We start from the raw sequence: 23,485 nt of genomic DNA on the forward strand, positions 1-23,485 counted from the left end.
CGACGAGGCCCGGCGGCTGCTGGAGCTGCCGCCCGAGGTGGAGGGGCGGCCGGTCACCGAGCTGGGGCTCGATCCGGGGCTGGCCGAGCTGCTGGCGTCGGGGCGGGCCGCCACCGACGAGGTGCACCCGGCCGAGGGCCGGCTGCTCGCGGTGAACAACCGCCCCACCGCGCCGTTCGGCGGCGGGCCCGGCAGCGTCGCGACGATCCGGGACACCACCGAGCTGCGGGCGCTGGCCGGGCAGGCCGAGGCGGCCCGGGCCCGGCTGCAGCTGATCTACGACGCCGGGCTGCGGGTCGGCACCACCCTGGACATCGTGCGGATCGCCCAGGAACTGGCGGATGTGGCGGTTCCCCGCTTCGCGGACTTCGCCACCGTCGAGCTGGCCGAGGCGGTACTGCGCGGTGACGAGCCGCTCCCGGGCACGGGCGTCGCGGGAGGCCCGCGGATCCGCCGGGTGGCCGCCGGCGGGCCCCGCGAGGACTGGCCGTTCTACCCGGTGGGCTCGCAGATCAGCCCGCTGCCCGGCACACCGGAGGCCACCACCCTCGGGAGCGGGCGCACCACGCTGGTGGCCGACCTGCGTCGGGCGCAGGCCTGGCGGGCACGCGACCCGCGGACCGCCGACCGGATCCTCGCGTACGGGGTCCACTCGCTGATCTCCACGCCGCTGAACGCACGCGGTCTGACCCTGGGCACGGTCAGCTTCTGGCGCGCGGCGCAGTCCGAGCCGTTCGGGAAGGAGGACGTCACCTTCGCCGAGGAACTGATCTCCCGCGCGGCGATCAGCATCGACAACGCCCGCCGCTACACCCGCGATCGCCGGATGGCCGAGGCGCTGCAGCGCAGCCTGCTGCCCCGCGGACTGCCCGAGCAGAGCGCCCTGGAGGCGGCCTACCGCTACCTGCCGGCACTGCACAGGGTCGGCGGGGACTGGTTCGACGTCATCCCGCTGCCCGGCTTCCGCGTGGCACTGGTCGTCGGCGACGTCGTCGGCCACGGCCTGCACGCCGCCGCCACCATGGGCCGGCTGCGCACCGCCGTCCTCAACTTCGCCGCCCTCGACCTGCCCCCGGACGAGCTGCTCGCCCGCCTCGACGAACTGGTCGCCCGGCTCGACCAGGGCGAGGCGGGGCCGGGAGAAGGCGACGTCGAGGGCCAGGACGAGGACGAGGACGAGGGCGAGCGGGCGGTCACGGGCGCCACCTGCCTGTACGCGATCTACGACCCGGTCTCCGGACACTGCGCCATGGCGCGGGCGGGTCACCCACCGCCCGTACTGGTACACACCGACGGCAGCGTGGAGTTCGTCGACCTGCCCGCCGGCCCACCACTCGGCGTGGGCGGCCTGCCCTTCGAAACCACCGAACTCCAGCTGGCCCCAGGCACCCTCCTGGTCCTCTACACCGACGGACTCGTCACGAACCGCGAGCGCGACCTGGAGACCGGACTCGCCGCGCTGCGCCGCTCCCTGGCGCAGGCCCGTGCCGACGCATCCCCCGAGGAGACCTGCCGGGCCGTGTTCGACGCGCTGGCCCCGCCGCGTCCGAGCGACGACATCGCCCTCCTCGTCGCCCGTACGCAACTGCTCGCGCCCGACCAGGTGGCCACCTGGGACGTACCCGACGACTTCGCCGCCGTCTCCCGCATCCGCAACGCCTGCGACGACCAGCTCATCGCCTGGGACCTGGAGGAACTGACCTACACCACCGAGCTGATCCTCAGCGAACTGGTCACCAACGCCATCCGCTACGGCACCGAGCCCATCCGCGTCCGCATGCTGCGCGACACCAGCCTGGTCTGCGAGGTCTCCGACGCCAGCAGCACCGCCCCCCACCTGCGCTACGCCGACACCGCGGACGAGGGCGGCCGGGGCCTGTTCCTGGTGGCCCAGCTGGCCGCACGCTGGGGGACCAGGTACACGGCCCGCGGCAAGGTCATCTGGTCCGAGCAACCGCTGACCGCACCCGAGTTCCAGTTCGAGGCGATGCTGCTGTAACTCCCCCGCGGTGTAGCTCTCGCTCAACCTCGTCCTTCCCGGCGTCACCACCGTTGTCCGAGCTGCGATCGTGGCCCCGTCCGGATCGGTCGACCTCCTCGGCGACACCGTCCACAACGGCGCCGACGCCTGCTGAACCCTGGCCGCCGCCGTGCCCTGGGTCGCCCCTGAGCCGCAGGGTCGGCAGCGTTCGGAGCTCAACCGGCGTGGTGGCGGGAGGAGCTGTCCGGTCGCCGACCGCCGCCGTGCCGCCCTGCTGTGGCAGTGGCAGGGGTTGCCGGACCGGTCAGGTGCACCAGAACAGGAGCTGCGTGCAGGTCGGCTTCGGGCTGCTGCTCGGACTCGGCCCCGTCTGGGTCGGCTCGGGCGAGCCCGGGTGGCCGGCCGCGGGCGTCGGCTGGGTGGCCGGGACGGCCGGAGTACGGCCCGGTTCCGGTGAGGTGGAGGACCCGGGTCGGACGGCTCCGGCTGTGCCCGAGCCCGGCAAGGCGGTGGCTGAGGCATGGCCGGGCCCCGCGGTGGGGGAGGGCGAGGCGGGGTGGGGCTTCGGGGTGGGCGATGCCGGGTGGTGACTCGGGGGGAGGCTGGGGGAAGGGGTGCCGGGTGCGGTGGTGGTCGGCTGGGCACTGGGCGACCCGACAGGCTCGGCGGCGCCGTCCGAACCGTTCGACTGGAGGGCGACCGCGCCCAAGCCGATCACGGCGAGGCCCAGCACGCCGATACCGGCTGCCAATCGCCACCGCTTCAGCCGGCCGCCGGGGCGGAGATCCAGATCGGCGGCGGGCGGTTCGGCATGCGGCTCGGGCTGGAGCCCGTACGCGGCTGCGGGATGGGGCGGGGTGTCCGCCGGCAGTTCGGGTCGGGCAGCGGGTGTCCCCCAGTGGCTCCGCCTTCTGCCGACTCCAGGGAGGCGTCCGTGTCCCCCTCCCCTTCCGCGGCAGGGCGGTGGTCGGCCGCGAGAGCCGGAGCTCCTGCCTGCTCGGCGGGTGCCGTCTTCGCGGGTGCGGTGTCGGTGTCGGCGGCGGGGTGGGCGCAATCCGGGCAGGGGGTTGGGGGTCGGGCCGATTCTCGCAGGACGAGCAGTGGTCCATTCGATCTTTCCGTAGGTGACGGCGCCACCGGTACCGGCCGGTGGTCGTGCTCGGGGGCACAAGCGGAATCGCGTGCTCCGGGAGCTTGGTGTGCGGGTTGTGCAAGGAGCGGGCGTGGTTGGTAAGACTTCCGGAAAGATCTGCGCATCGGTGGCCGGAGGGCCAGGTGCACCAGAAGTCGGCCGATGGGCCGCTGGAGTGATGTGCGGCGACATGGTCGTCAATGTGGCCGTGAATGGTTTGCGGAGCCATTTCCCGCACCGCATGATCGGCCGTGTCCGGTCTTTTCCGATTTCGGGCAGTCGGTGCGGTGTCCCGCGCGAACGCTCCCGGCCGGGCGCCCGGGAGCCATGGTCCAGGTCAGAGAGGGACGGCATGTCGCAACGCTTCGGCAGGACCCGCTGGAAGCGCTTCGCCGTCATCCTGCTGCCGTGCCTCGCGGCCACCGCGGCCCTCGTGGCCGGGGTGGCCCAGAACGCGCTCGCCGCGTCGTTCCTGATCTCCGGTGAGGAGTTCAAGCTCTCCGCCGACGAGCTCCACGGTGAAGGTTTCAGCCTGTACGGCACGGTCGACCTCACCCGCGAGCACGACCCGGTGCCGGTCATGGTCACGGGGTTCGAGTCCGCCACCATCCACGGGCTCTGCCAGTCCGCCGTCTTCCCGATCCCGGTGCTCGGCACCTTCACGCTGCGGCTCACCGGGGACAAGCGAGCGGCCACCGCGAAGGGGTTCTTCATCGACGCGAAGCACTTGGCGGCCGACCAGTCCAGCGCCCATCATCTCGACATCGGGGTCGCCGCCGGAGCGCTCACCAAGGGCGAAGTCAGCAAGGGCGACCGGGAGTCGCGCTTCTTCAACCCCAACAGCCCGGCGCAGCAGGCCAGTTCGATCAACCTGACCGACGTGCGGGTGGCCGCGGTCGCGGTGGCGGCCAGCAGCTTCGATGTTCCCGGGCTGGGCGTGTCGCTGGTGCACGGCCGGGACGAGTGCTTCTGACCCGTTGCCCCGGCAGCCCGTCTCGATCCCACTGACCGTACAGGGAGGTGCCACGTGTGGAACAGAACCACGGCCCCGTGGTCCAGGCCGCGCGAGGCGATCGCCACAGCCCGGCGGGAGTTCCGGGCCTGGCGCGGCACCCGCCCCTTCTGGGCCGGCCTGCTGACGTTCGTCGGCGGCCTGCCGATCCTCTACTTCCCCTTTCCCTACGCCCACCTCACCCTGGGCGGTCTCGGCCTGGCGCTCTCCACCACTGCGGGCGCGGGCTCACTCCTCGTCGGGAGCCTGCTGATCACGCTGGGTGTCACGCTCTGGCTCCAGCAGCAGGTGCGGATCTTCGCCGGGGTCGCCGCGATCCTGCTCTCACTGCTCTCCGTGCCGGTCGCCAACTTCGGCGGCTTCTTCCTGGGCATGCTGCCCGGGCTCATCGGCGGCTCGCTGGCCTGCGCCTGGGCTCCACCGGACAACGGCGGCTGAACGTCACGGCCTTCTGGGTGCGACCCGCCAATGGCGCCGACCGGCCTACCACCCCCTGCGCCATGGACCACGCCGGCTGACGACCCGCCGCAACGACGTGAATTCTTCCGGTGAATGACGGTCTGTCGACATTGCGTATCTGTGCAACGCTGACGTGGGGGTGGACGTGGCCGACGGCCTGCCGGGCAAGAGGAAGAAGACCGAGCTCAAACCGATCGAAGAGGACGTCGAGGGCCCGGACCGACTTCTCATGGAACGTCTTCGCGAGCTGTATGCAACAGCTGGGCCAGCCTTCGGGAGTTCAGTGAGGCGATCGGGCGAGTGAGGGCACGCAAGCCCGGTACGACGGTCGTCGTCAGGCCCGGTGATCGCTCAGACGGCCCACTGCTGGTTGGTCCGGCCGTTGCAGGTCCACAGGTCGATCAGGGCGCCGTTGGCTGTGGATCCGGCGGTGACGTCGAGGCAGAGTCCGGACTGGGCGCTGGTGATGGTGCCGTCGGCGTTCACCTTCCACTGCTGGTTCGCCTGGTTGTTGCAGGTCCAGATCTCGACCTTGGTGCCGGGTGCGGTCTGGCCGTTGTACGCGTCCAGGCACATCTGGGAGCCGCCCGAGTAGACGGTCAGCTGGCGGGAGGAGGTGCGGGTCCAGGTCTGGTTCGATTGGCCGTTGCAGTCCCAGATGATCAGCTGGGTGCCCGGGGTGGTGGTCGAGTTCGGCACGTCCAGGCACTTGTTCGCACCGACCGCGCGCACCGGGCCGGCCGGGTTCGTTCCGCCGCCGGTGCCGCCCGCGACGCGGAGCATGATGGTGCCGTGCGCCGGAACCGAGGCGCTGATGGTGCCGCTGGTGGTCGACGTCGCGCCGGACCACAGGTCGGTGATGCCGTAGCTGGAGGCCCCGGTCTTGCCGATCGCGGCGACGGAGGTGCTGATGGTCGCGGTCGATCCGGTCTCGTTGAACAGGGCCACCGAGACGTCGCCGTTCGCCAGCGGCTTGGCCAGCACGTCGAGACCGCCGCCGGAGGACACCAGCGTGCCCTGCTTGCCGAGCGAGTCCTGGTCCACCGCGATCACCCCGGCGTTGGTGAGCGTGGCCAGGGTGGCCGGGCTGGCCGAGGCGATGTTGGTGCCGGCGATCAGCGGAGCCGCCATCTCCGCCCACAGGCTGAACTCCGAGCGGCTCTCGGTGTCGGTGAGAGAGCCGTTGCCGACCTCGAGCATGTCCGGGTCGTTCCAGTGACCGGGCCCGGCGTAGGAGGCCAGGTTCACGTTGCTGTGGAAGATCGACAGCATGCTGGAATAGCTGGCGTTGATGTCCCCGGTGGTGCGCCAACTGTTGCCGACACCGGCGCCCCAGGTCCACACACTGTCCTCGCCCCAACTGCACAGGCTGAACAGGATGGGCCGACCGGTCGCAGCCAGGGCGTCGCGCATCGCGGTGTAACGGGTCTGCGCGGGCGCCTCGGTTCCGTTGGGGCAGGAGTTCAGCCAACAGCCCGGCCCGGCATAGCAGTTGTCGTACTTCAGGTAGTCCACGCCCCAGGCGGCGAAGGCCTGCGCGTCCGTGGTCTCGTGGCCCAGGCTGCCCGGGAAGCCGGCGCAGGTCTGCAGTCCGGCGTCCTCGTAGATGCCCAGCTTCAACCCCAGCGAGTGGACGTAGTCGGCGGTGCCCTTGATCCCGTCCGGGAACTTGTTCGGATCAGGCACCAGGCGCCCGTCGGAGCCCCGGGTGTGGGTCATCCAGCAGTCGTCGATGTTGACGTACCCGTACCCTGCGCGCTGCATGCCGTTGTTGTGCATGGCCAGCGCCGTGCTCTTGATCAGCGGCTCGGAGACGTCGCAGCCGTAGGCGTTCCAGTCGTTGAAACCCATCGGCGGCGTGGTCGCCAAACCGTTTCCCAGGGCCGCAGCTGACGGGGCCGCGCCCAGGGAGAGCAGTGGAATCGCCAAGGACAGGAGTAACGCCGAGAGTACGCAGCCAAGCGTCCTCCGCAGCCGTGTGCGCGCCGGTGGCCGGGTGGCGCGCAGGTTCGCGTGGAGCATGGGGTCGCCTCCTGATGGAGTGGTGGGGGAGGTTTCTGTTCCTCGCGGTTCGGCATTCACCCAACTTCGTTGTGGGCATGACAAACACGCTTCGGTGGATGGCCTCACAGTTGCGGGGTGGGAACTCCGAGAAGACTCGATTGCGCAGCGAGGTCGCCGCGTGAAGAAATGGAGGACTGCACGCCGGTATTTCCGGTGCGGCTTCCCTGGCATATCGGGGCGGCGAATCCAACCGGATCTCCGGTCCGGCCTCGTGGGTGTCGGAAGAAGCGGAAGAAGCGGCGAGTTGGCGCGACTACTCGCTCGCCGTCCGACCGCGCAGTACGCCGGGTGGCCGCTCGTGGCGCTCAGGTCCGCATGCCGGCCTCCCGATCGGCGGTGGATTCGACGAGTGGATGTTAGCGCTAACAATCAATCGTAAAAAAGATCACCGAGGTGAATGTCCCCGGCGTTGGCCAATGGGAGCTTCCAATACCCTGCGTGCAGTGTCAACCCTTCTTGCAACAATGCGCGCCTCTCGGTGGTCTGAATCGCCCCGGGTTCGGTAGAGATTCAGGTCGTGGCTGTGACCAGGGTTTCGTGTTCGTCAGGTAGTAGTTGGTCTCGTACTAGACGGGCGGGGATCTCGCATCAGTGCCCGCGCGATGACGACCCGTTGAGCCTGACCGCCGGAGAGCCGCTCGCCCCGTTGACCGGCCTGGTCGGTGAGCCCAATAGGGTCCAGCAACTCGTCGGCACGGCTGAGCCGCTCAGCCCGGCCGATGCCGTGGTAGCGCGCGTGGAAGAGCAGGCTCTGCCGCAGGTCCAGGGAACGGTCCAGGTTCTGGCGTTGGGGCACGACCGCGAGCAACCGCTTGGCCGCGGCCGGTCGGGCCACCACGTCCGTGCCGAAGAGCAGGCATCGGCCCGCGGTCGGCAGGATCCGGGTGGTCAGCACGCCGACGGTGATGGACTTCCCCGCCCCGTTCGGACCGAGCGGGCCGAAGACCGTGCCCGGTCGACCGTGAAGCTCAGACCGTCCACGGCGGCCGCCGCGTGCGGGTGGTAGCGCTTGACGAGGCCGCTGACGGTGACGGCGTGGCTCATGCGTTTCTCTCCCCCTTTCGTGCGGTCCGGTTCTCGTGCGGTCCGGTCCTCGTGCGGTCGGGCTACAGACGGCCGCCGCTGTCGACGAAACCGATCAGATCCTGGATCCGATCCAGCGCGGTCACCCCGTGCACGTCCTCGACGGCGCGGGAGACCACATGGCAGATCAGGTTGCGTTCCAGCTCACCGATGCCGAGGCGGTACATGTTGAGGTACAGCCAGTTGAGTACGACCCGGTACTGCTGGAAGGCCTGCCAGCCGCCGAGTTGGTCGGCCGCTGCCCGGTGGCCGCCGAGCGCCTGGTGGAACGGGCTGCGCTCGGACCACTCGCTCCAGGTCGAACCCCATGCCTCCGGGTCGCCGTTCTCGTCGGTGTTGAGCGTCAACTCCCCGGATTCCAGGAGCCCGGCGGCCTGGTTGCGGTAGTGGAGGAGGGTGTCCGGGAGAGCGCCGAACAGGATGACCTCGTGGTGGTCGGCGGCCGCGGTGATCTCGACGACCCGTCGCCGGAAGTGCTCCGCGTTGGCCTCGTAGACCTGGTCGAACCGTGCGCGCAGGCCGTCGGGCATCTTCGCGATGAAGGCGTCGGCGTGTCCGCGGAAGGACATGTAGCCGTAGGTCACCGGCGGGAGGAACCGGTTCGCCACCGCGATGAACAGGTCCACCGCGAGCGCCATCTTCGAACCGCCGCCACGGACCCAGTCGAGGATGTCGAAGACGATGTCGTTGGTGTCGACGTAGTAGTCGGCGAGCAGGTCCGCCGCAGTCTGCCCGCCGAGCACGTGCAGGCGCTGGTCGTGGGGACCGGTCTCGACGGTGTTGTTGGGTGCCCAGGGCGTCAACGGCCCGCGTTCGCGCTCGTACCGGGCGAGCCGGACGTGCTGCGGGTGCGCGGCCCGCTCGTCCAGAACCACGGTGGACGGATGTGCCCGCAGGTACTCCTGGAGTACGTCGGCGACGGCCGGTGCGACGACGCCGTCGAAGGTCTCGGCGCTCGCCCGGATCGGAATGCGGACGTGCGGCCCGCGCCGCCAGTGCGGCTGGTAGTACACCTTGGACACGGCAGGGGCCACGGCCGTGATGAAGGGGCGCACCGCGTCCAGCAGCAGATCGGTCCGGTCGCCGTCGTGGTGGAAGACGTTCACGCTGCGCCACGAGGACTCCGTCATTTTCCATCTCCTTGACAGTTCAGCTCGATCACGTACTCGGTCACTCGGGGCGCGCCCCTGTCGTCGACGATGGCGGTCTCCGGCTCCGGTGCGACCTCCTGGAACACCGCCGCGCAGGCCGGGTCCCTGGCCAGCCGCTCGAAGGCCAGCACGAGTGGCGGTGACCCGATGTCGACGTACATCGGCTTGCGGGCACGATCGCCGGCGAACGCACCCGCCGACACGGCGCCCGTCCGCAGGACGGAGACGAAGAACCGGGGTGGGATGCCGTGCTCGGCCAGCCAGGTCACCAGTGTGAGCAGGAAGTCCGCGTCGGGCTGGCCGGCTCCGCGGCGCGGAAGCGTGCCCGGCTGGGCCACCCAGGTGGCTCGCCGGAGCACCACGCGCCCGATGGTCAGCCGCGGCGCGTGCAGCACCCGGCCCTCCCCGCTGCCGGCGCTCGCGTCGTGCTGCAGCGGTTGGTCGGGCCGCAGCAGGATGGGGTTCTCGCCGAATGCCTCGATCAGCAACGCCATGACCGGCGGGAGCAGCCGCTCGTAGGACAGCCCGCCGTGGACGGGCCGGACGGCCGACCCGTTGTCGAACAGGACCGGAAGTCCGTCCTCACCCACGCCGACCGTCAGCCGGGCGGGCGGCGGGTAGTCGAGCCGGTCCGGCAGGGTGATCTCGCGCTGGTTGAGCGAAGTGGCCTGGGTCTGGGTGAACTCCGCGTACGTCGGCGCTGGCGGGTGCACCGGGTCGACCGGGAGCGGATCCTCCCCGACCTGGTGCAGCAGTCGGCGCACCTGGGACCGGCCCCGGCCGAAGCCGGAGTTCACCGCGTTGACGATCAACGCGGTGCCGTCGTGCTGGGCGTACACGGCGACCGACCCGGCCGGGCGCACCCAGGTCGGCAGCGCGTCGAGCGCCTGCTCGATCCGCTGCCGGTCCGGCATCGCGCGCCGGATGCCGGCGATCAGGCCGACCAGGTGGCGTACCTCCGCGATCGGGCTTGCCGCGAGGGTTTCGGTCGGCCCGGCCATGTCGAAGGCGACAGCGCGGGGATGTAGCCGCATCGCCTCGCGGCCGTCGCGCACCAGTTCGGCGTAGAACCGGTCGAACGGCACCGGTGCTTGCGTGCCGAAGCGTTCCCGGACGAACGCGGCGATCGCCAGTTTGAAGGGCAGCGTGTGGTCGAAGACCGCGAGCAGCCGACAGGCGACGGCCAGTTCGTCCACCGTGTCCTGCCAGGACGGCAGGCCCGCTTCGACCACGACGCCGGGGATGACCGACTGTTCGGTGACGACCTCTCGCACCGTGCCGGTGATGCCGAGGGCCAGGAGCCGCTCGCGCAGCACCGGTCCGAGCGCGACCCGGTCGGTTCCGTCCGCGTCCCGGTACTCGCGCAGCGTCTCCCGGACCGGGGCCAGCCCGGGAACGCGTTCCGCCAACTGCCCCAGGGGGTCGACCCCGTGTTCGTCGAGGTCGGGCCGGACCAGCAGCAGACCGGACGCCAGGAGCGAGCGCAGGTATCCGGCCGCCCGCTCCGGCGGCGCGGGGAGGCCCGCGGCCAACTCGGCCAGCGTCGGCTGACCGGCGGCGGCCCGCAGGCAGTACCGCAGCGGCGGGGTGAGGGGCAGGGTGAGGAGTTCCTCGGCCGGTGCCGGGCCGAGGAACCGGACGCTGTCGGCCACGAGGCGCGCGCTCGGGTTGATCCGGACCCTCGTCCCGGCCAGCCCGGCGGTCAGCGGGGTGAGGACCGACAGGTCGAGGTCGACGACCGATCGGGCCGGCGCGGTCGCGGCCCAGCGCAGCGCCGGCCCGTCCGGGACGAACCGGCCGAGGCCGCTGGCCGTGAACGTGCTGAAGGGGCTGGTCTTGACGGCGGCGCGGGCCGCGTAGACGGCCAGCCGGATCAGCTCCTGCCGCCCGGGCTTGCGCCGGAGGACCTCGTGCAGGGTGGGGCTGGCGTGCGCGAGGCCCTGGTCGAAGCGGGGATCCGCGCCGATCTCGCGCAGGTTCGCGGCGATGGCGCGGTCCGCTTCGGCCAGCACGGTCGGCAACTGCGCGCGGTCAGCCCGGTACCGGCCCACCGCGTGGCCGAACTCGGCGATGTCCGCGGTGAGTTCGACGCCGAGGGCGGCGGCGACCGGGGGCTCGGCGAGCAGCCGCGCCGGATCGCGCAGCTGGTGCACGGTCCGGCGCAGCGCGACCAGCTTCGGTTTGGCGCCAGGGTCGCCCAACGCCCCGATCACGCCGTGGCAGCGGTCGGACAGCACCGCGGCGTCCGCCGTCAGCGCGGCCACCGCGTGCGCCGCCGTCAGCAGGGCGTGTCGCAGCCGCTCGTCGACGAGTTGGTCGAGCACGGTGGCGGGCAGGCCCGCGACGCGTACGGCGAACGTGGTGGCGTGGCTGGTCATGGGAACGGGTGGGGGTGGGGGTTGAGATCGGCGTCGGTCAGCGGGCGCGGCGCGTACCCGAGCCGGTGGGGCACCTCCCGCAGCCGGGGCAGGTCGGTGACCCTCCGGTTGCGATGGCCGAAGGTCATGGGCAGCGCGCCGGGCACGATCACCTTCACGCAGTGCAGGTCGGCGGCCTCGTGCAGCGGCGAGGTCTGGTTGACGACCACGACGTCGGTGCCACCGGCCAGCATCCGGTCCACGGCCTCGGTCAGGTCGTCCCGCAGATCGGCGTGGAACGGCCAGGGGTCGCGACCGAGTTGGTCCCAGCCGGTCCTGCGGTCGCCGGACAGCAGGAAGGAGAAGCGGTCGAACGCCTCCGGCGTGGCGCTGCACAGCGAGTGGTCGGTCATGATGCGCACCAGATCGGGATCGGCGGCCATTCGCCGGGCCCGCTCGGCCTCGGCCGGGTACCTGCGCACCTCCTGTTCGACGATGGGGGCCAGTTCGCCGAGTGCGGTGAGCACGGCGGCGACCGGGTCCAGCGCCGATCCGCTGGTGCAGACGACCCTCGGCCGGGTGGTGTCGCCGGTGGTGTCCTGCGCCAGCACCCAGAACGCGGGGATCGCCTCGGTGAGCGTCATGTCGAAGACCCGCACCCGGTAACCGGTGCGTTCGAGGCGTTCGACGACGAGCCCGACGCGCGGGTCGGGCGCCCGGGCGAGGTCCACCTCGGGGACGGGCATCCGGGCGTACCAGGTCATCAGGAACGCGTCCCGCTCGACGACCTCCAGGATCCCGTGCAGGATCGCCTCCTCCAGGCAGCCGCCGAGTGCGCAGCCGTTGGAGATCTCGAAGGTGAAGGGTTTGTCCGCTCGGGCCCCCGGTTGCATGGCCGTCCGGTAGTACGCGTACGTCTCCGGGACGAGCACCGGCCGGGCCCGGCGGAACGAGTACGCCCACACCCAGGACACCACGGCGTCCTCGGTGAACGGCTGGTAGGGGCAGTCCGGCTCCTGGTAGCGCTCCGGGGGGAACAGGCCGAGCGACCGCGGATCGAGGGCGTCCCCGGCGAGTTCGGCGTAGCTGCCGCGTACGGTCGTCCGCTTGCCCCAGGGCCATTGGCCGCCGAGCCGTTCCAGGGCCTCGGCGACTGCGGTGGCCCGGCAGGAGGCGAAGTCGCGGGTACGTCCGAACCCGGCCTCGCCGCGGTAGCCGTACTCGGCCAGGACCGCTTCGGCCAGCGGGAACAGCGAGTCGCGCAGGCCGTTGGGCGGGGCGACCACTCCGGTCTCGGCGTCCACGTACAGCTCGGTCAGCCGGGACTCGGAGAGTTCGCGGATCCTGCTGGCGCGCGCCTTGGGCTTGGGCCGCGGCAGGGGCGTGATCGCGGCTTGCGCGGCCGTGTCGTTGGGCAGCACGCCGCAGACCGGGCACAGCGGGTCCGGGAGGAACGCGTGCCGGGTCACGGACAGGTCGCGCAGGTCGAGGTACCAGCAGCAGTCCCGTGCGGCGCCCGAGTGCACCAGCTCGTGCACGGCGTCGGCGGCGAAGTCCGACAGCCAGGGGGACGGCTGGGTCGCGATCCGGTCGTCCTTGCGTAGCTCCGCGGTCCACTGGTCGCGCTGGGGCGCGCTGGAGCGCCACTTCTGCAGGCACCAGACGCAGCCGGGCTCGCCGGGCCGGACGACCGGGCCGACCACGACCCGGTCGAGCTCCGTCCACACCGGCAGCCAGGGCTCGCCCCGGTCGTGCGCCGCGGACCAGTCGCCGGTGTCCCAGCCGTCGCGCGCCACCACCAGCATCGACGGCGGGCGCCGGGCGATGGCATCGGCCAGCAGGCCGGCACCGAGTACCGCGTTGCTCATGAGCCCGCCCCGCTTCGCCCGGCGGTCGCTCCGCGGAACGCGCAGCTCGTGGTCGTTCGTTCGCTGTGCTCGTTCACGAGCGGTTCTCCCTCACCAGGTCAGCCGGAACTCGGGGCGCTGCCCGGCCGGATGCTCCGTACCGAAGTGCGCCATCAGCAGGGTCCGTTTCCGCCCCGTCAGGCCGAACCAGGCGTCCAGCAGATGGGTGAGCACGTCGTTCTGGATCCGGCTCGCCACGTCGATGGACGCGGCGGCGAGGCAGGCGCGGTGCAGCGCGGCACCGGCGGCCGCCTGCTGCACCCGGTACCAGCGGTCGCCGAACCGTTCCTCGGCGGCGTCGGCGTCTCCCACCGGCAGCAGCCACACGTTCGCCGTGCGGGCGCCCTGCTGGGTCAGCGCGGCCAGCGCGGCGTCTCGCAGTCGCTGCCGGGGATCGCCCTCGCTCACCAGCTCCAGCTGGTGCTCACCGGGAAGGTAGCGGTAGGCACCGGCCGGGATGCCGGCCACGTCGGCGATGACGCAGTAGAACTCGACCAGGTCGGCCGGCAGGTCCCAGCGTGCCTGCTGGCCGTAGGCGGTGAGGATCGTGGCCAATGCGTCGATCGACATGACCTCCCCGCTGAAGCCGCGCATGGCCGCGTGACGGGTCCGGGTCCCGGCCGCCAGATCCGGTCGCGCGTGCGGCAGGCCGATCCGCTCGGCCTCTCCGGCAGGCTCGGCCGGCAGCGGTTCAGGGCCGGGGCGGCTCTGGGCGAGCACGGCCGCGTGGGCGCCGAACGCGCGCGGGAAGGCGGCCAGTGACGGACCGCCGAACGCGGAGGGCACCGGCGGAACGAGCTCGACGACCGCGTGCACCCCCTCCTCGCGCGGGTCGAGCCCCAGCAGTTCGGTGACGTCGGCGTCGGGGAAGCACAGCCGGGCCGTGGCGTTGTCGTCGCCCGCGACCACCAGCGCCTGGGCCACCTGGATTCCCGCCTCCAGGCAGGCGAGGCGGTAGTACATCTCGCCGTACTTGGCGGCCAGCCGCCAGAACACATTGGTCTGCACCAGGACGGTGGCGGCGGGTCGGGACGCCACCCAGCTCCGGTAGTCACCCGAGCGCAGGCGCACCAGGTCGTGCCGGGCCGGGTCGTAGTAGTGGACGCCGGTGGGCACCTCCGAGTCGGGACCGGCGATCACGTACCACTCGGCGCTGTACCGGGCGCCGCCCGACGGCGTCGGGCGGCGGGTCACCAGCCACTGCAGCGGATCGTCGTCCGGGATGGCCTCGAAGCTGTCGGTGAAGGGCAGCATGTCCAGCGGGGTCAGCCACTGTGACCGGGTGATGCCGCCGAGGTCCGCGAGCAGCCTGCCCAGCCGGTGGCCGGACTTCTCCGGTGGCCAGGGCAGGGGGTGCCGCGGTGCGTCCGGGTAGCTCTTGACCACCCGGGGCGGGTACGCCTCCGGGTTCGCCACCTCGGTCGGGGAGTGCACGTCCTCCTGGTAGCGCCTTGCCGCGTTGCCCACGGGTCACACCGCGCACAGGTCGAACGCGGCCCTGGTCAGCAGCAGCCGCAGGTGGGACTCCTGTGCCAGGTTGATGCCGAGCCGGTTGCACATCAGGTGCGCGCACCGTTCCACGATCAGCTGCGGTACCAGGTGGTTGATGTGTCCCAGCACGTCGGCGGGCGCCTCGAAGCTGGGGTAGGCGTCCAGTCGGCCCAGCAACTCCAGTTCGACCAGGGTGTCGTTGAGCTCCCGCACGGTCGACAGCCAGTTGCTGACCACGGACGCCTCGGGCAGCGCGACGCCCCTCGTCGCCGCCCACACCGTCTCCAGACTGCCGCGCAGCTGGGCCTTGTTCGCGTCGAAGTGCCGCTCGAACTCCGCCGATCCCAGCAGCTCCGCCGCCGCGCCGCCGCTCTCCACCATGAACCGTGCTTGATAGGCGAGTTCGGGCAGGATGCCGGTGAACAGGGTGCGGTTGGCGGCCAGCATGGCGAAGGCGTCCATGGCCCGCTGCCCCGGGGTGCGACCTCGGGCGATCAGTTCGACCGCCAGCACGCTGGCCGCCATGAGCTGGTTCTCGACCGCGGCCAGCGCGCGGCCCGTACCGAACACCCCGGTCTCCGGCACGTAGTCGATGAACGCGACCGAGTTGTCCGGGTGCAGCACCGGGTCGTGGCTGGTCATGCGTTCCAGCTCGGCGAGACCGGGCGCGGATTCGGCGTAGTCCTGCGCGGAGATCGGGGATTGCGACGGGGACGTCCGGTAGAACTCCGCGGCGGTCTCCTCGATGACCGAACGGACCTGCTGGACGTGTTCCGGACGGGTGAGCACCCGCAGCCGCACGTGCGGGCCGCCCTCCCAGTAGCGGAGGAAGAAGAAGCCGTCGGCCTGTCCGGCCCGGCGCAGCCGTTCGACCGCGGGCCGGACGACACCGACGATCACGGCATCCTGGTCGGCGTGGTAGAAGAGGTGGGCGCTGACCCAGGTGCGATCAGACATAGGTGACTCCAGGCTCGTTGAGTTCCACGATGTACTCGGCGACGCGCTCGCCGCGGATCTGGCCGGGGTCCGGCACCATCTCGCTGATCTGCACGATCGCGTTCGGCTCGGCGAGCCGGCGTTCGAATCCGAGCAGCAGCAGCATGCTCGCGAAATCCAGGTAGTTCGGTTTGGCGTCGTTGCCCGGCCCCCGGCCGGTGCCGTCCCGGCCGATCGTGCCCGGGTCGAGCACGGTCACGAAGCACCGCTCGGGGATGCCGTGTTCGGCCAACCAACCGGCCATCCTCAGCATCCAGGCCGCGTCGGTGGTGGCGTCCGTCCGCCGGGGCAGCCGGTCCGCGCGGGTCATCCACATGGCGCGTCGCAGCACGACGTTCCCCACCATCAACCGCGGCAGGTGGAGCACGCCGTCGTCCGCGCGCGGGTCCGAGGTCATCCGGAGTTCGGTGTGCGGGCCGAACCAGGTGTTGGACTCGCCGAACGCCTCGACCATGAACCGCGCGGCGGGCGGCAGCAGCCGGTCACCGAGCCCCGGGTGCACCGGGCAGATCTGCTTGCCGAGCCGCCGCGACACCAGCGCGAGCAGCCCGTCGTCGCCGCGCCGCACGTACAGGTCGTTGACCGGCAGCAGGTCGTCGTGCTCGCGCGAGCTGCGCACACCGGGGTAGTCGACGACCAGCCCGACACCGGGCTTCCGGACGTTGATCGCGGACCGGGCCACGGCCTCGAACTCGGCGAAGAGCACGTCGTCACGGCCGGCGGCCAGCCCCGGTTCGGCCGGCGCGCCGTTGTGCAGGTCGAGCGTGTCCAGGATCTGCCGCACCCGGTTGCGGCCCCGGCCGAAGCCGCAGTTGATGTTGTTGACCACCAGTTCCGGTCCGTGCGCGGCCTCGGCGAGCTGGCAGTAGACCGCGACCGAGGTCGGTGTGCGCACCCAGGCCGGCCATTCCTCGGCCAGTGCGCGCACCTCCTCGGGACCGACGCGGACCACGCTGTCCCGGTCGGGCGTCCGTTCGCCCAGCAGCCGCTTGGCGGCGGTGCGCAGGCGGTACAGCTCGCGCACGGCCTCGACCGGGCTGTCCTGGCCGGCGAACCGGCTGTGCGTCGGCCGCGCCGCGCGCGCGGCCGGGGGCGCCTCGTCCGCGGCGGACTGTTCGGCCAGCACGTCCCGGTAGAACACCAGCAGCGGAACCTCCGCGCCGGCCGGGTAGCGGCTGTGGAACAGCGAGCTGAGCGTGAGCTTGAACGGCAGGTCGGGCCCGATCAGGCCGAGCAGGGTGCGCACCGCATCGAGGTCGTCCAGCAGCGGCTGCCAGCTCCTCCGGTCCAGCACGGCCGTCGTGCCGGGGTGCACCGCGTTCTCGTAGAAGCTGTACCGGCCGAACTCCTGGGCCAGCTTCGGGCTGTTCAGGTGGGCGTGGTCGCCCACCTCGCGCAGGGCCGTGTCCAGACCGCGGATCACGGCGTCGCGGACGGCGACCCGGTCGCCGGGCGCCTCGATCGTCGAGTAGCTCGACAGCGCCTCCTGCACCCCGTGCAGGGTGCGGTCCAGCCGTTCCAGGCCGGGCTGCCGGAGCTGGTGCAGCCAGGCGCGCAGGTCGGCGACCGGGTCCGGGGTCTGGTCGGCGAGCGGCGGCACGAGTTCCAGCACGCCCAGCGTCACCAGGCGCCGGAGGAACACGTCGACCTGGCTCCCGTCGGTCGCCTGGGCCAGGAGCGTGCCCCGCAGATCGTCGAGCGTGCTCCCGGGCGTGATCAGTTCCATCACCCGGCGCAGGGTGGGGGTGAGGGCGAGGCTGTGCACGTGCTCGGCCGGACGCCGCCCCAGGAAGACCAGCGTGTCATCGGTGGCGGTGGCGCTGGGGTTGATCCGGATCGGGCAGCGGCCGACGACCTCCGGGCGCTCGCAGACGGCGCGCGCGATCCGGTGCAGCGACCCGACGCTGATGTCGGTCGCGGTCGCCGCGGCGACCTGCCCCCCGGACAGCTCGACCAGGGCGTCGGACCGGCTCCAGGAGGCCAGGCCGCTGGTGGTGAACGTGCTGTACGGGCTGGTCTTCGCCGCCGAACGGGCGAGGTACTGCGCCAGGCGCAGCACGGTCTGGCGCTGCGGCGCGCGTCCGGTGCCGAACCACTTGCGCAGGGCCAGGAACGCGTCCGGATTGGCGTGCACGAGCCCGAGTTGGAACCCGGGCAGCCGGGCCGCGGCGCCCAGCGCCTGGCAGCTCGCGGCCCAGTCCTGTTCGAGCAGGTCCGGCAACTCGGCCGTCAGCCGGTCGCGTTCGGCGAGCCGCGCGGTCCATTCCCGGACCGGGGCGGTCAGTTCGGTGGGCAGGTCGGCCAGCCGCGCCGGATCGACCCGGCGGCCGCGGTGCACTGCCCGGCGCACCGCGACCAGTCCGGCCTTCCGCTCGCCGTCGCCCGCGGCGCCGATCGCGGTGTACAGCTGGTCCGACAGAGCCCCGGCGGCGTCGGCGATCTCGGCGCGCAGCCGCACCAACTCCCGGGCGGCGTGCCAGCTCAGCGCACCGCGCAGCCCTTCCAGCACGGCGACCGGGCTTCCGGCGAGGCGGACCACGGCGGCCGAGCCGGTCAGGTGATGCGCCTCGCCGGGGCGGGCTTCCGACAGGCTGGTCATCGGTCCACCTCCTCGGGTTCGACGGGTACGATCACGCGTCCGCCCGGCCCCGTCCGGGCCAGCAGGATCTGGAAGACCGGCGTGTGGCGTTGCTCGGTCAGCCCGAGGGCCGCGCGGACTCCCTCGGCGTGGTAGGCGTTGACGACCCGGCCGGACAGGCCCTGGGCCGCGGCCGCGACGCACACCCGGTGCGCGAGTAGCCCCGCCTCCTGGTTGATCACGCGGTAGCCGCGGTCGCCGAAGGTGTCGAACGCCCAGTCGCGGTCGCCGATGAGGTGGACGACGGCGTTCATGTTCCGGAACACCGGTCCCGGGATGGTGACGCGCTCGATCGCGGTGATGGCGTCGACGCCGCCGGCCGCGCGGGCGACCGGGTGCAGGGCGCCGGTCTGCGGGTCGAGCCGGTAGACGCCCGCGGGTATTCCGGTGAGGTCGCCGACGCTCAGGAACATCTCCAGTGGGACGGGCGCGCCGGCCGGGACGGCGTCGCTGGTGACCCCGGCGCGGGCCCGGGCCAGCCGGGCCCAGAGTTCGACGCCGTCGACCCGGGACGCGACCGGCCGGAAGATCCCCGGGCCGGAGTCCCGGGCGCGCAGGACGTCCGCCAGGTTCACCTCCGGAACCTCGGTCCCGGGCAGGGCCAGCGGTTCGCCGTCGGACACGTCCGGTACGGCCGGTTCGGCCGTGGCGAAGGCCGCGGTGTCCACGCGCAGCGACGCGCGGTTGACCTCGGTCAGCGTCGGGCAGGTCGCTGCGACCCGCAGTCCGCTGCGCACCACGTCCGGTTCGATCGGGTCGATGCCCGCGGCCAGCGCCGCGGCCGTTTCCACGACCGGGGCGCGCCGGGTGACGGCGCCGGCCAGGTGCAGTGGCATGACCAGCAGGGCCGGTTCCTCGTCGGCGTCGAGTCCGAGCAGTCGGTGGACGGGCTCGTCGACGAACTGATGGTGCAGGTGAGCCCGCAGACCCATGGACCGCGCGACCAGGTCGATGTTCCCGGCGAGCAGGCCCGCCTCCTGGGTGCACAGGCGGTAGGCGTAGTCACGGTAGATGTACGCGGCTTTGGCGAACAGCCCGGAGAGCACGAACACGGCCTCCGGCAGGCTGCCCGCGGTTCCGGTCGCCCTGGTGAGCAGTCGTCGGTGGTCCCCGTCGCGTAGCAGTACCAGCACGTCGTGGGCGGCGTCGTAGTGGTAGACGCCGTCGGCCAGGCACACGTACAGCTGGACACCGAACAGGCAGCGCGCGGACGCGACCATCCGGTGGTACGGCCAGGTGCCGTTGGTGTCGAACTCCTGCCGGGAGATGCCGTAGCCGTAGCGCAGCAGCGTCGCCAGCGCCGAGTCGTCGAAGGCCTCGACCGCGGTCAGCTTCCCGGGCACCCTGGTCGTCAGCGGGCGGCGGGGCCGACCGCGGTAGATCTTGAACTTCAGCGGCTCGTCCGGGTTGCCGTACTCCGACTGCCGGGTTCCCATCGCCTCGGCGAGGTCCTCCAGGGTGACTCGCCAGAACTCCCGGCCGACTCCGTCCTCGCGCTCGATCACGGCGTCCTCGATCACGGGAAGGGATGCGGGTGCGGATTGCGCACCTGGGGCAGCCGGGGCAGTCCGGTCACTCGCCGAGCCGTGTGCCCGAAGGTCATCGGCACCGAGCCCGGTGCTATCACCTTGACGCATCTGAAGCCTCCCGATGCCTGTTCCGTGGAGGTGGTGTCGACGGCGACGACGTCCATGCCGGCCGCGGCGAACCGCCGGACGGACTCGTCGAGATCCGCGCCGATGTCGGTGTTGCGCGGCCAGTTCCAGCGTTCGAGTCCCTGCTGCCAGGTCAACGCCACCGGGTCGTCGGTCAAGAAGGAATACCGGTCGAAGGTGGCCGGGTTCGCGGCGCAGAGCAGGTGGTCCGCCATCGACAGGACGTCGTCCGGATGGTCGGCCAGGTGCCGGGCACGGTCGAGCCAGCCCGGATCGAGCGCGAGCACGGTCACGTATTCGACGGTCTGGCTGAGTTCGTGCAGCGCGGCCAGGATCGCCTCGGTCGGGCGCAGCCCGCTGCCGCCGGTCGACACGGCTCTGGGCCGTTCGGTTCCGGTGACGTCCTCGGCGAACGTCCAGAACGACGGAATCCCGTGTTCCCGCGTGGTGTCGAAGACGCGCACCCGGTAGCCCTGGCGCTCGATGCGCTCGGCCACCAGCGCGATCCTGCGGTCGGGAACGGTGGCCGGGTCGATCTCGGGCAGCGGGGTCCGCCCGTACCAGGCCATCAGGAAGGCGTCACGCTCGGCGACTTCGAGGATGCCGTGCAGCACCGCCTCCTCGTAACACCCCCCGAGGGCGCAGCCGCTGGAGATCTCGCACGCGAACCCGGCCTCCCCGCCGGACAGCCGCAGCCGGTAGTAGACGAAGCTCTCCGGCACCAGCACCGGCCGGTCCTGGCCGAAGGAGTGCCCCCACACCCAGTTGGTCACCGCGTCCTCGGTGAACTCCCGGTAGGGGAAGCCCGGGACGCCGAACCGGTCGTCGGGGTACAGCCCCAGCGAGCGGGGATCGATCGCGTCCTCGGCCACCTCGGCGTAGCTCGCCGTCACGCTCGTCCGCTTGCTCGGCGCGTACGCGGCGAGCCGCTCCAGCGACTCCGCCACCGCGATGGCCCTCGCCGACACGAAGTCCCGGGTGCGGCCGTAACCGGCCGCCTCCATGGTGACACCGGGCACCGCCAGCACGGCCTCGGTGAACGGGAACGAGTGCTGCGCATAGGCGGTGATCGAGGGGATCAGGCCGCTCTGCCCGTCGACGTAGGTCGCGTCGAGGCCGCTGGGGTCCAGCAGGCGGACGCGGCTCGACTCGGGCGAGAGCTTGGGCCGCGGCTCGCGGAGAATCCTCGCGCCCTGTTCGGTGTCGATGGGCACTGCCGAACACGCGGGGCAGCGCGGATCGGTGAGGAAGCCGTGCCGGGACAGCGTGAGCGTGGCCGGGTCGACGGTCCAGAACCGCTGCGCCCCGGACCCGGCCGAGGCCAGCTCGGCGACGGTGTCCGCCAGGAAGGTCGGCAGCTCCCGGTGCGGCACCGCGGCGGCCATCTCGGCGGCGCGTTCGGCGGAGGCCGAGGCGGCGCGCCGGGAGCGCAGACACTCCGGGCAGCCCGGTGGCCACGGCCCGACGATCACCTGCTGCGGTTCGAGGAGCACCTGGGGCTGGTCAGCCATGGACGACCACGGCGCGCACCACGAACGGACACAGCTCGGCGACGAGCGGATCGTGGTCGAGCGGTACCGCGACCACGCGGCCGCCGTCGCGCGTCAACCTCGTGACGACCTCGTCGAGGGTCACGGACGCCGGCCGCGCCCCGGCTTCCCCGCGCAGGTGCTCGGGCAGGTCGGGCACCTGCGTCGGCGCGTAACCGGGCTGGTTCGCGGCCCGGGACTGGTAGGCGAGCAGCGTCCGCTCCAACCCCTTCTCCAACGCGACGTCGACGTCCAGATCGCTCGTGCAGGCGACGGTGGCGTCCGGAGTGGTGAACGCGAACGTGGGCAGCCCGAGCAGGTCGGAGAGGTCATGGACCTCGAACGCCTGGTCGACGATCTTCAGCAGCTTCAGGTAGCGCGCGCCGCGCGGGGCCAGCTCCACCGCGTCCAGGTCCAACCGGGGCAGCGGTTCGGTCGCGGCGGAGAGTGCCGCGGCGACGTTCTCGGTGGCCGCCGCGACCACGGCGGCGCGCACGGCCGCGGCCCAGTCGTCCCCGGAGGCCGCGGTCCGCGCGGGGAAGACCTCCGCGGCGTCGACCGCGACCGGCTCACCGGTCAGCACGTCCGAGCCGTACAGCCGGTCGCCCTTGCGGGAGTCGACCATGACGGCCGCGTAGCGCTCGAAGGCGTGCCGGACGGCCCGCTGGCGCGACTCGACCACGCTCTCGCCGCAGCCGTGGACCGGGAACGGACCGCCGGCCAGGCCGACCGGGTCCGAGACCACGACCTCGCTGACGAACAGCGGCAGTTGTTCGTAGTCGCGTTCGGTGACCTCCGCGAACACGCCGGTTCGCGGTCCGACGCAGTCCACCGCGCGCCGGGCCAGCTCCTCGTCGTCGACGGGCGCCGCGGCCGCCAGTGCGGCCAGCCGGGCCGGGTCGTCGGGGACGCCGGGCCGGGCGAGCGGGTGCGCCAGGAAGGGGTGCTTCGCGGTCTCCAGGGTCTCCAGGTCGAACCGGACCAGGTGATCCGTTCCGGCGCCCGGGTCGATGCCGGTGAGGTGCCGGAAGGCCGCGAAGCACAGCTGGTTGGCGACCAGGGCGACGGTGGGGCCGCGTAGGAAGTCGCTCGGCGCGGCCTCCGGGTGGTCGCGCAGATCCGCGCCGACGAGGTCCGGTGCGAGCGCGCGCAGTCGGCGCCAGGCGGACTCCCAGGCGGTGGCGTCGCCGTCCTTGCCGATCACCGGGCCGAGCCAGGCCTCGTCGCCCGTCACGACCGCCTGTGCGAAAGCGGCGCCCGCGGAGCTCGCGATCTGCGGAAGCAGCAGGGCGCGTTCGATCATCGGGCGGTCCGCTACGTGCAGCACCATGGTGGCGTCGGCCGCGATCCGGTCGAGCTGCTCGGCGTCGACGTCCAGGTAGGCGATCCGCTGCTCCGGGTCCTGCGCCCGGCCCGCGGCGAGGTGCTCGGCGATGCGGTCGCGGTCGAGCTCGCCGAAGGGGGCGAGGGACACGGTGCGCACGCCGGAGCGCAGCTGCGAGTTGGTCAGGGCCTGCAGCAGCGGGCCGGATCCGGCCAGCACGATGCCGCTGTCGCGGTAGTGCTCGAAGCGCAGTTCCGGCGACTCGGTGAAGTACTCGATGAAGGCGATGTTGGCCGCGTAGGTCTTGGCCAGGTCGGCGGGCAGGGTGTGCGGACGGTCGTCCAGGACGTTCTTGACGTAGCCCTTGCCGAGCAGCAGCATCGTCAGCTTGGCCAGGTTGGCGCGGCTGGCCTCGGGCGCGGCCGCACAGAGTTCGCCGAGGGTCCTGGTGCCGTCCAACAGCGGTGCGATCCGTTGGATGAACTCGTATGTCGACGCACCCTTGAGCATCGACCCGCCCAGGTTGCTACGGATGTAGGCACCCTCCGGCACGCGCATGACGTAGACGTCCCCGCGCAGTCGCGGCCGGATCCGCTCGACATTGACTTCCATGACCACCGTTTCTTCACGCCTTCGTTGATGCCTGGTCAGGAGAAGGACCGAGAGCCACCCGGTCCCCGTTCACGAACACGCACCGGCTAGAGCA

General features: G+C 71.9%; 14 protein-coding genes and 1 pseudogene. 4 read left to right on the forward strand and 11 right to left on the reverse strand.

The features are described 5' to 3' along the window. The 4 genes and pseudogenes from ACWCYO_RS13930 to ACWCYO_RS13945 form a co-directional block, all read left to right on the forward strand. Positions 1–1,999, forward strand: a 1,999-nt coding sequence (locus ACWCYO_RS13930; protein WP_449784374.1) for a SpoIIE family protein phosphatase, incomplete at its 5' end; no start/stop codon positions are given. A 290-nt stretch (positions 2,000–2,289) separates the two neighbouring features. Beyond that, positions 2,290–2,571, forward strand: a complete 282-nt coding sequence (locus ACWCYO_RS13935; protein WP_270148992.1) for a hypothetical protein — start codon at positions 2,290–2,292, stop codon at positions 2,569–2,571. 894 nt (positions 2,572–3,465) lie between these two features. Continuing rightward, a complete protein-coding gene (locus ACWCYO_RS13940; protein ID WP_270148994.1) occupies positions 3,466–4,086 on the forward strand; it encodes a DUF6230 family protein in 621 nt (206 codons plus the stop codon). A gap of 99 nt (positions 4,087–4,185) precedes the next feature. Continuing rightward, positions 4,186–4,545: pseudogene (locus ACWCYO_RS13945) on the forward strand (DUF6114 domain-containing protein); the annotation flags it as partial. 390 nt (positions 4,546–4,935) lie between these two features. Here the strand turns inward: ACWCYO_RS13945 and ACWCYO_RS13950 are convergent. The 11 genes from ACWCYO_RS13950 to ACWCYO_RS14000 form a co-directional block, all read right to left on the reverse strand. Then, entirely contained in the window at positions 4,936–6,435 is a 1,500-nt protein-coding gene (locus ACWCYO_RS13950; RefSeq protein ID WP_449784375.1) for a glycoside hydrolase family 27 protein, read from the reverse strand. A gap of 757 nt (positions 6,436–7,192) precedes the next feature. After that, positions 7,193–7,555, reverse strand: coding sequence for an ATP-binding cassette domain-containing protein (locus tag ACWCYO_RS13955; RefSeq protein WP_449784421.1), 363 nt, complete (start codon positions 7,553–7,555; stop codon positions 7,193–7,195). 199 nt (positions 7,556–7,754) lie between these two features. Then, entirely contained in the window at positions 7,755–8,861 is a 1,107-nt protein-coding gene (locus tag ACWCYO_RS13960) for a thiopeptide maturation pyridine synthase (protein WP_270148999.1), read from the reverse strand. Continuing rightward, positions 8,858–11,260 (reverse strand): lantibiotic dehydratase, encoded by a 2,403-nt coding sequence (locus ACWCYO_RS13965; protein WP_449784376.1) that lies wholly within the window; start codon positions 11,258–11,260, stop codon positions 8,858–8,860. Before ACWCYO_RS13965 ends, ACWCYO_RS13960 begins: the two co-directional genes overlap by 4 nt. Beyond that, complete coding sequence (locus ACWCYO_RS13970) at positions 11,257–13,107, reverse strand: TOMM precursor leader peptide-binding protein (protein WP_449784377.1); 1,851 nt, start codon at positions 13,105–13,107, stop codon at positions 11,257–11,259. The genes ACWCYO_RS13965 and ACWCYO_RS13970 overlap by 4 nt, the downstream gene beginning before the upstream one ends. Positions 13,108–13,197: 90 nt before the next feature. Then, positions 13,198–14,613 carry a nitroreductase family protein gene (locus ACWCYO_RS13975; protein WP_449784378.1) on the reverse strand — a complete coding sequence of 472 codons (1,416 nt, stop codon included), beginning with the start codon at positions 14,611–14,613 and terminating at the stop codon, positions 13,198–13,200. 3 nt (positions 14,614–14,616) lie between these two features. After that, positions 14,617–15,594 carry a lantibiotic dehydratase C-terminal domain-containing protein gene (locus ACWCYO_RS13980; RefSeq protein WP_270149006.1) on the reverse strand — a complete coding sequence of 326 codons (978 nt, stop codon included), beginning with the start codon at positions 15,592–15,594 and terminating at the stop codon, positions 14,617–14,619. Then, positions 15,587–18,232, reverse strand: a complete 2,646-nt coding sequence (locus ACWCYO_RS13985) for a lantibiotic dehydratase (RefSeq protein WP_449784379.1) — start codon at positions 18,230–18,232, stop codon at positions 15,587–15,589. Before ACWCYO_RS13985 ends, ACWCYO_RS13980 begins: the two co-directional genes overlap by 8 nt. Beyond that, on the reverse strand, positions 18,229–19,791 hold the full coding sequence (locus tag ACWCYO_RS13990; RefSeq protein ID WP_449784380.1) for a hypothetical protein: 1,563 nt from the start codon (positions 19,789–19,791) through the stop codon (positions 18,229–18,231). Before ACWCYO_RS13990 ends, ACWCYO_RS13985 begins: the two co-directional genes overlap by 4 nt. Next, complete coding sequence (locus ACWCYO_RS13995) at positions 19,788–21,437, reverse strand: TOMM precursor leader peptide-binding protein (RefSeq protein WP_449784381.1); 1,650 nt, start codon at positions 21,435–21,437, stop codon at positions 19,788–19,790. The genes ACWCYO_RS13990 and ACWCYO_RS13995 overlap by 4 nt, the downstream gene beginning before the upstream one ends. Next, the gene (locus tag ACWCYO_RS14000) at positions 21,430–23,391 is read right to left on the reverse strand and encodes a hypothetical protein (RefSeq protein WP_449784382.1); all 1,962 of its coding nucleotides are present in this window, start codon (positions 23,389–23,391) and stop codon (positions 21,430–21,432) included. The genes ACWCYO_RS13995 and ACWCYO_RS14000 overlap by 8 nt, the downstream gene beginning before the upstream one ends. Between the last annotated feature and the right edge of the window lie 94 nt (positions 23,392–23,485).

The sequence above is a fragment of the Kitasatospora sp. NPDC001683 genome (genome assembly GCF_053596495.1).

What these genes read in the sequence shown, in the direction of transcription:
- ACWCYO_RS13940 (WP_270148994.1), top strand. Translation starts at nt 3,466, where the DNA reads ATGTCGCAACGCTTCGGCAGGACCCGCTGGAAGCGCTTCGCCGTCATC.
- ACWCYO_RS13960 (WP_270148999.1), bottom strand. Translation starts at nt 8,861, where the DNA reads ATGACGGAGTCCTCGTGGCGCAGCGTGAACGTCTTCCACCACGACGGC.
- ACWCYO_RS14000 (WP_449784382.1), bottom strand. Translation starts at nt 23,391, where the DNA reads ATGGAAGTCAATGTCGAGCGGATCCGGCCGCGACTGCGCGGGGACGTC.
- ACWCYO_RS13950 (WP_449784375.1), bottom strand. Translation starts at nt 6,435, where the DNA reads ATGGGTTTCAACGACTGGAACGCCTACGGCTGCGACGTCTCCGAGCCG.
- ACWCYO_RS13985 (WP_449784379.1), bottom strand. Translation starts at nt 18,232, where the DNA reads ATGACCAGCCTGTCGGAAGCCCGCCCCGGCGAGGCGCATCACCTGACC.
- ACWCYO_RS13970 (WP_449784377.1), bottom strand. Translation starts at nt 13,107, where the DNA reads ATGAGCAACGCGGTACTCGGTGCCGGCCTGCTGGCCGATGCCATCGCC.
- ACWCYO_RS13965 (WP_449784376.1), bottom strand. Translation starts at nt 11,260, where the DNA reads ATGACCAGCCACGCCACCACGTTCGCCGTACGCGTCGCGGGCCTGCCC.
- ACWCYO_RS13980 (WP_270149006.1), bottom strand. Translation starts at nt 15,594, where the DNA reads ATGTCTGATCGCACCTGGGTCAGCGCCCACCTCTTCTACCACGCCGAC.
- ACWCYO_RS13995 (WP_449784381.1), bottom strand. Translation starts at nt 21,437, where the DNA reads ATGGCTGACCAGCCCCAGGTGCTCCTCGAACCGCAGCAGGTGATCGTC.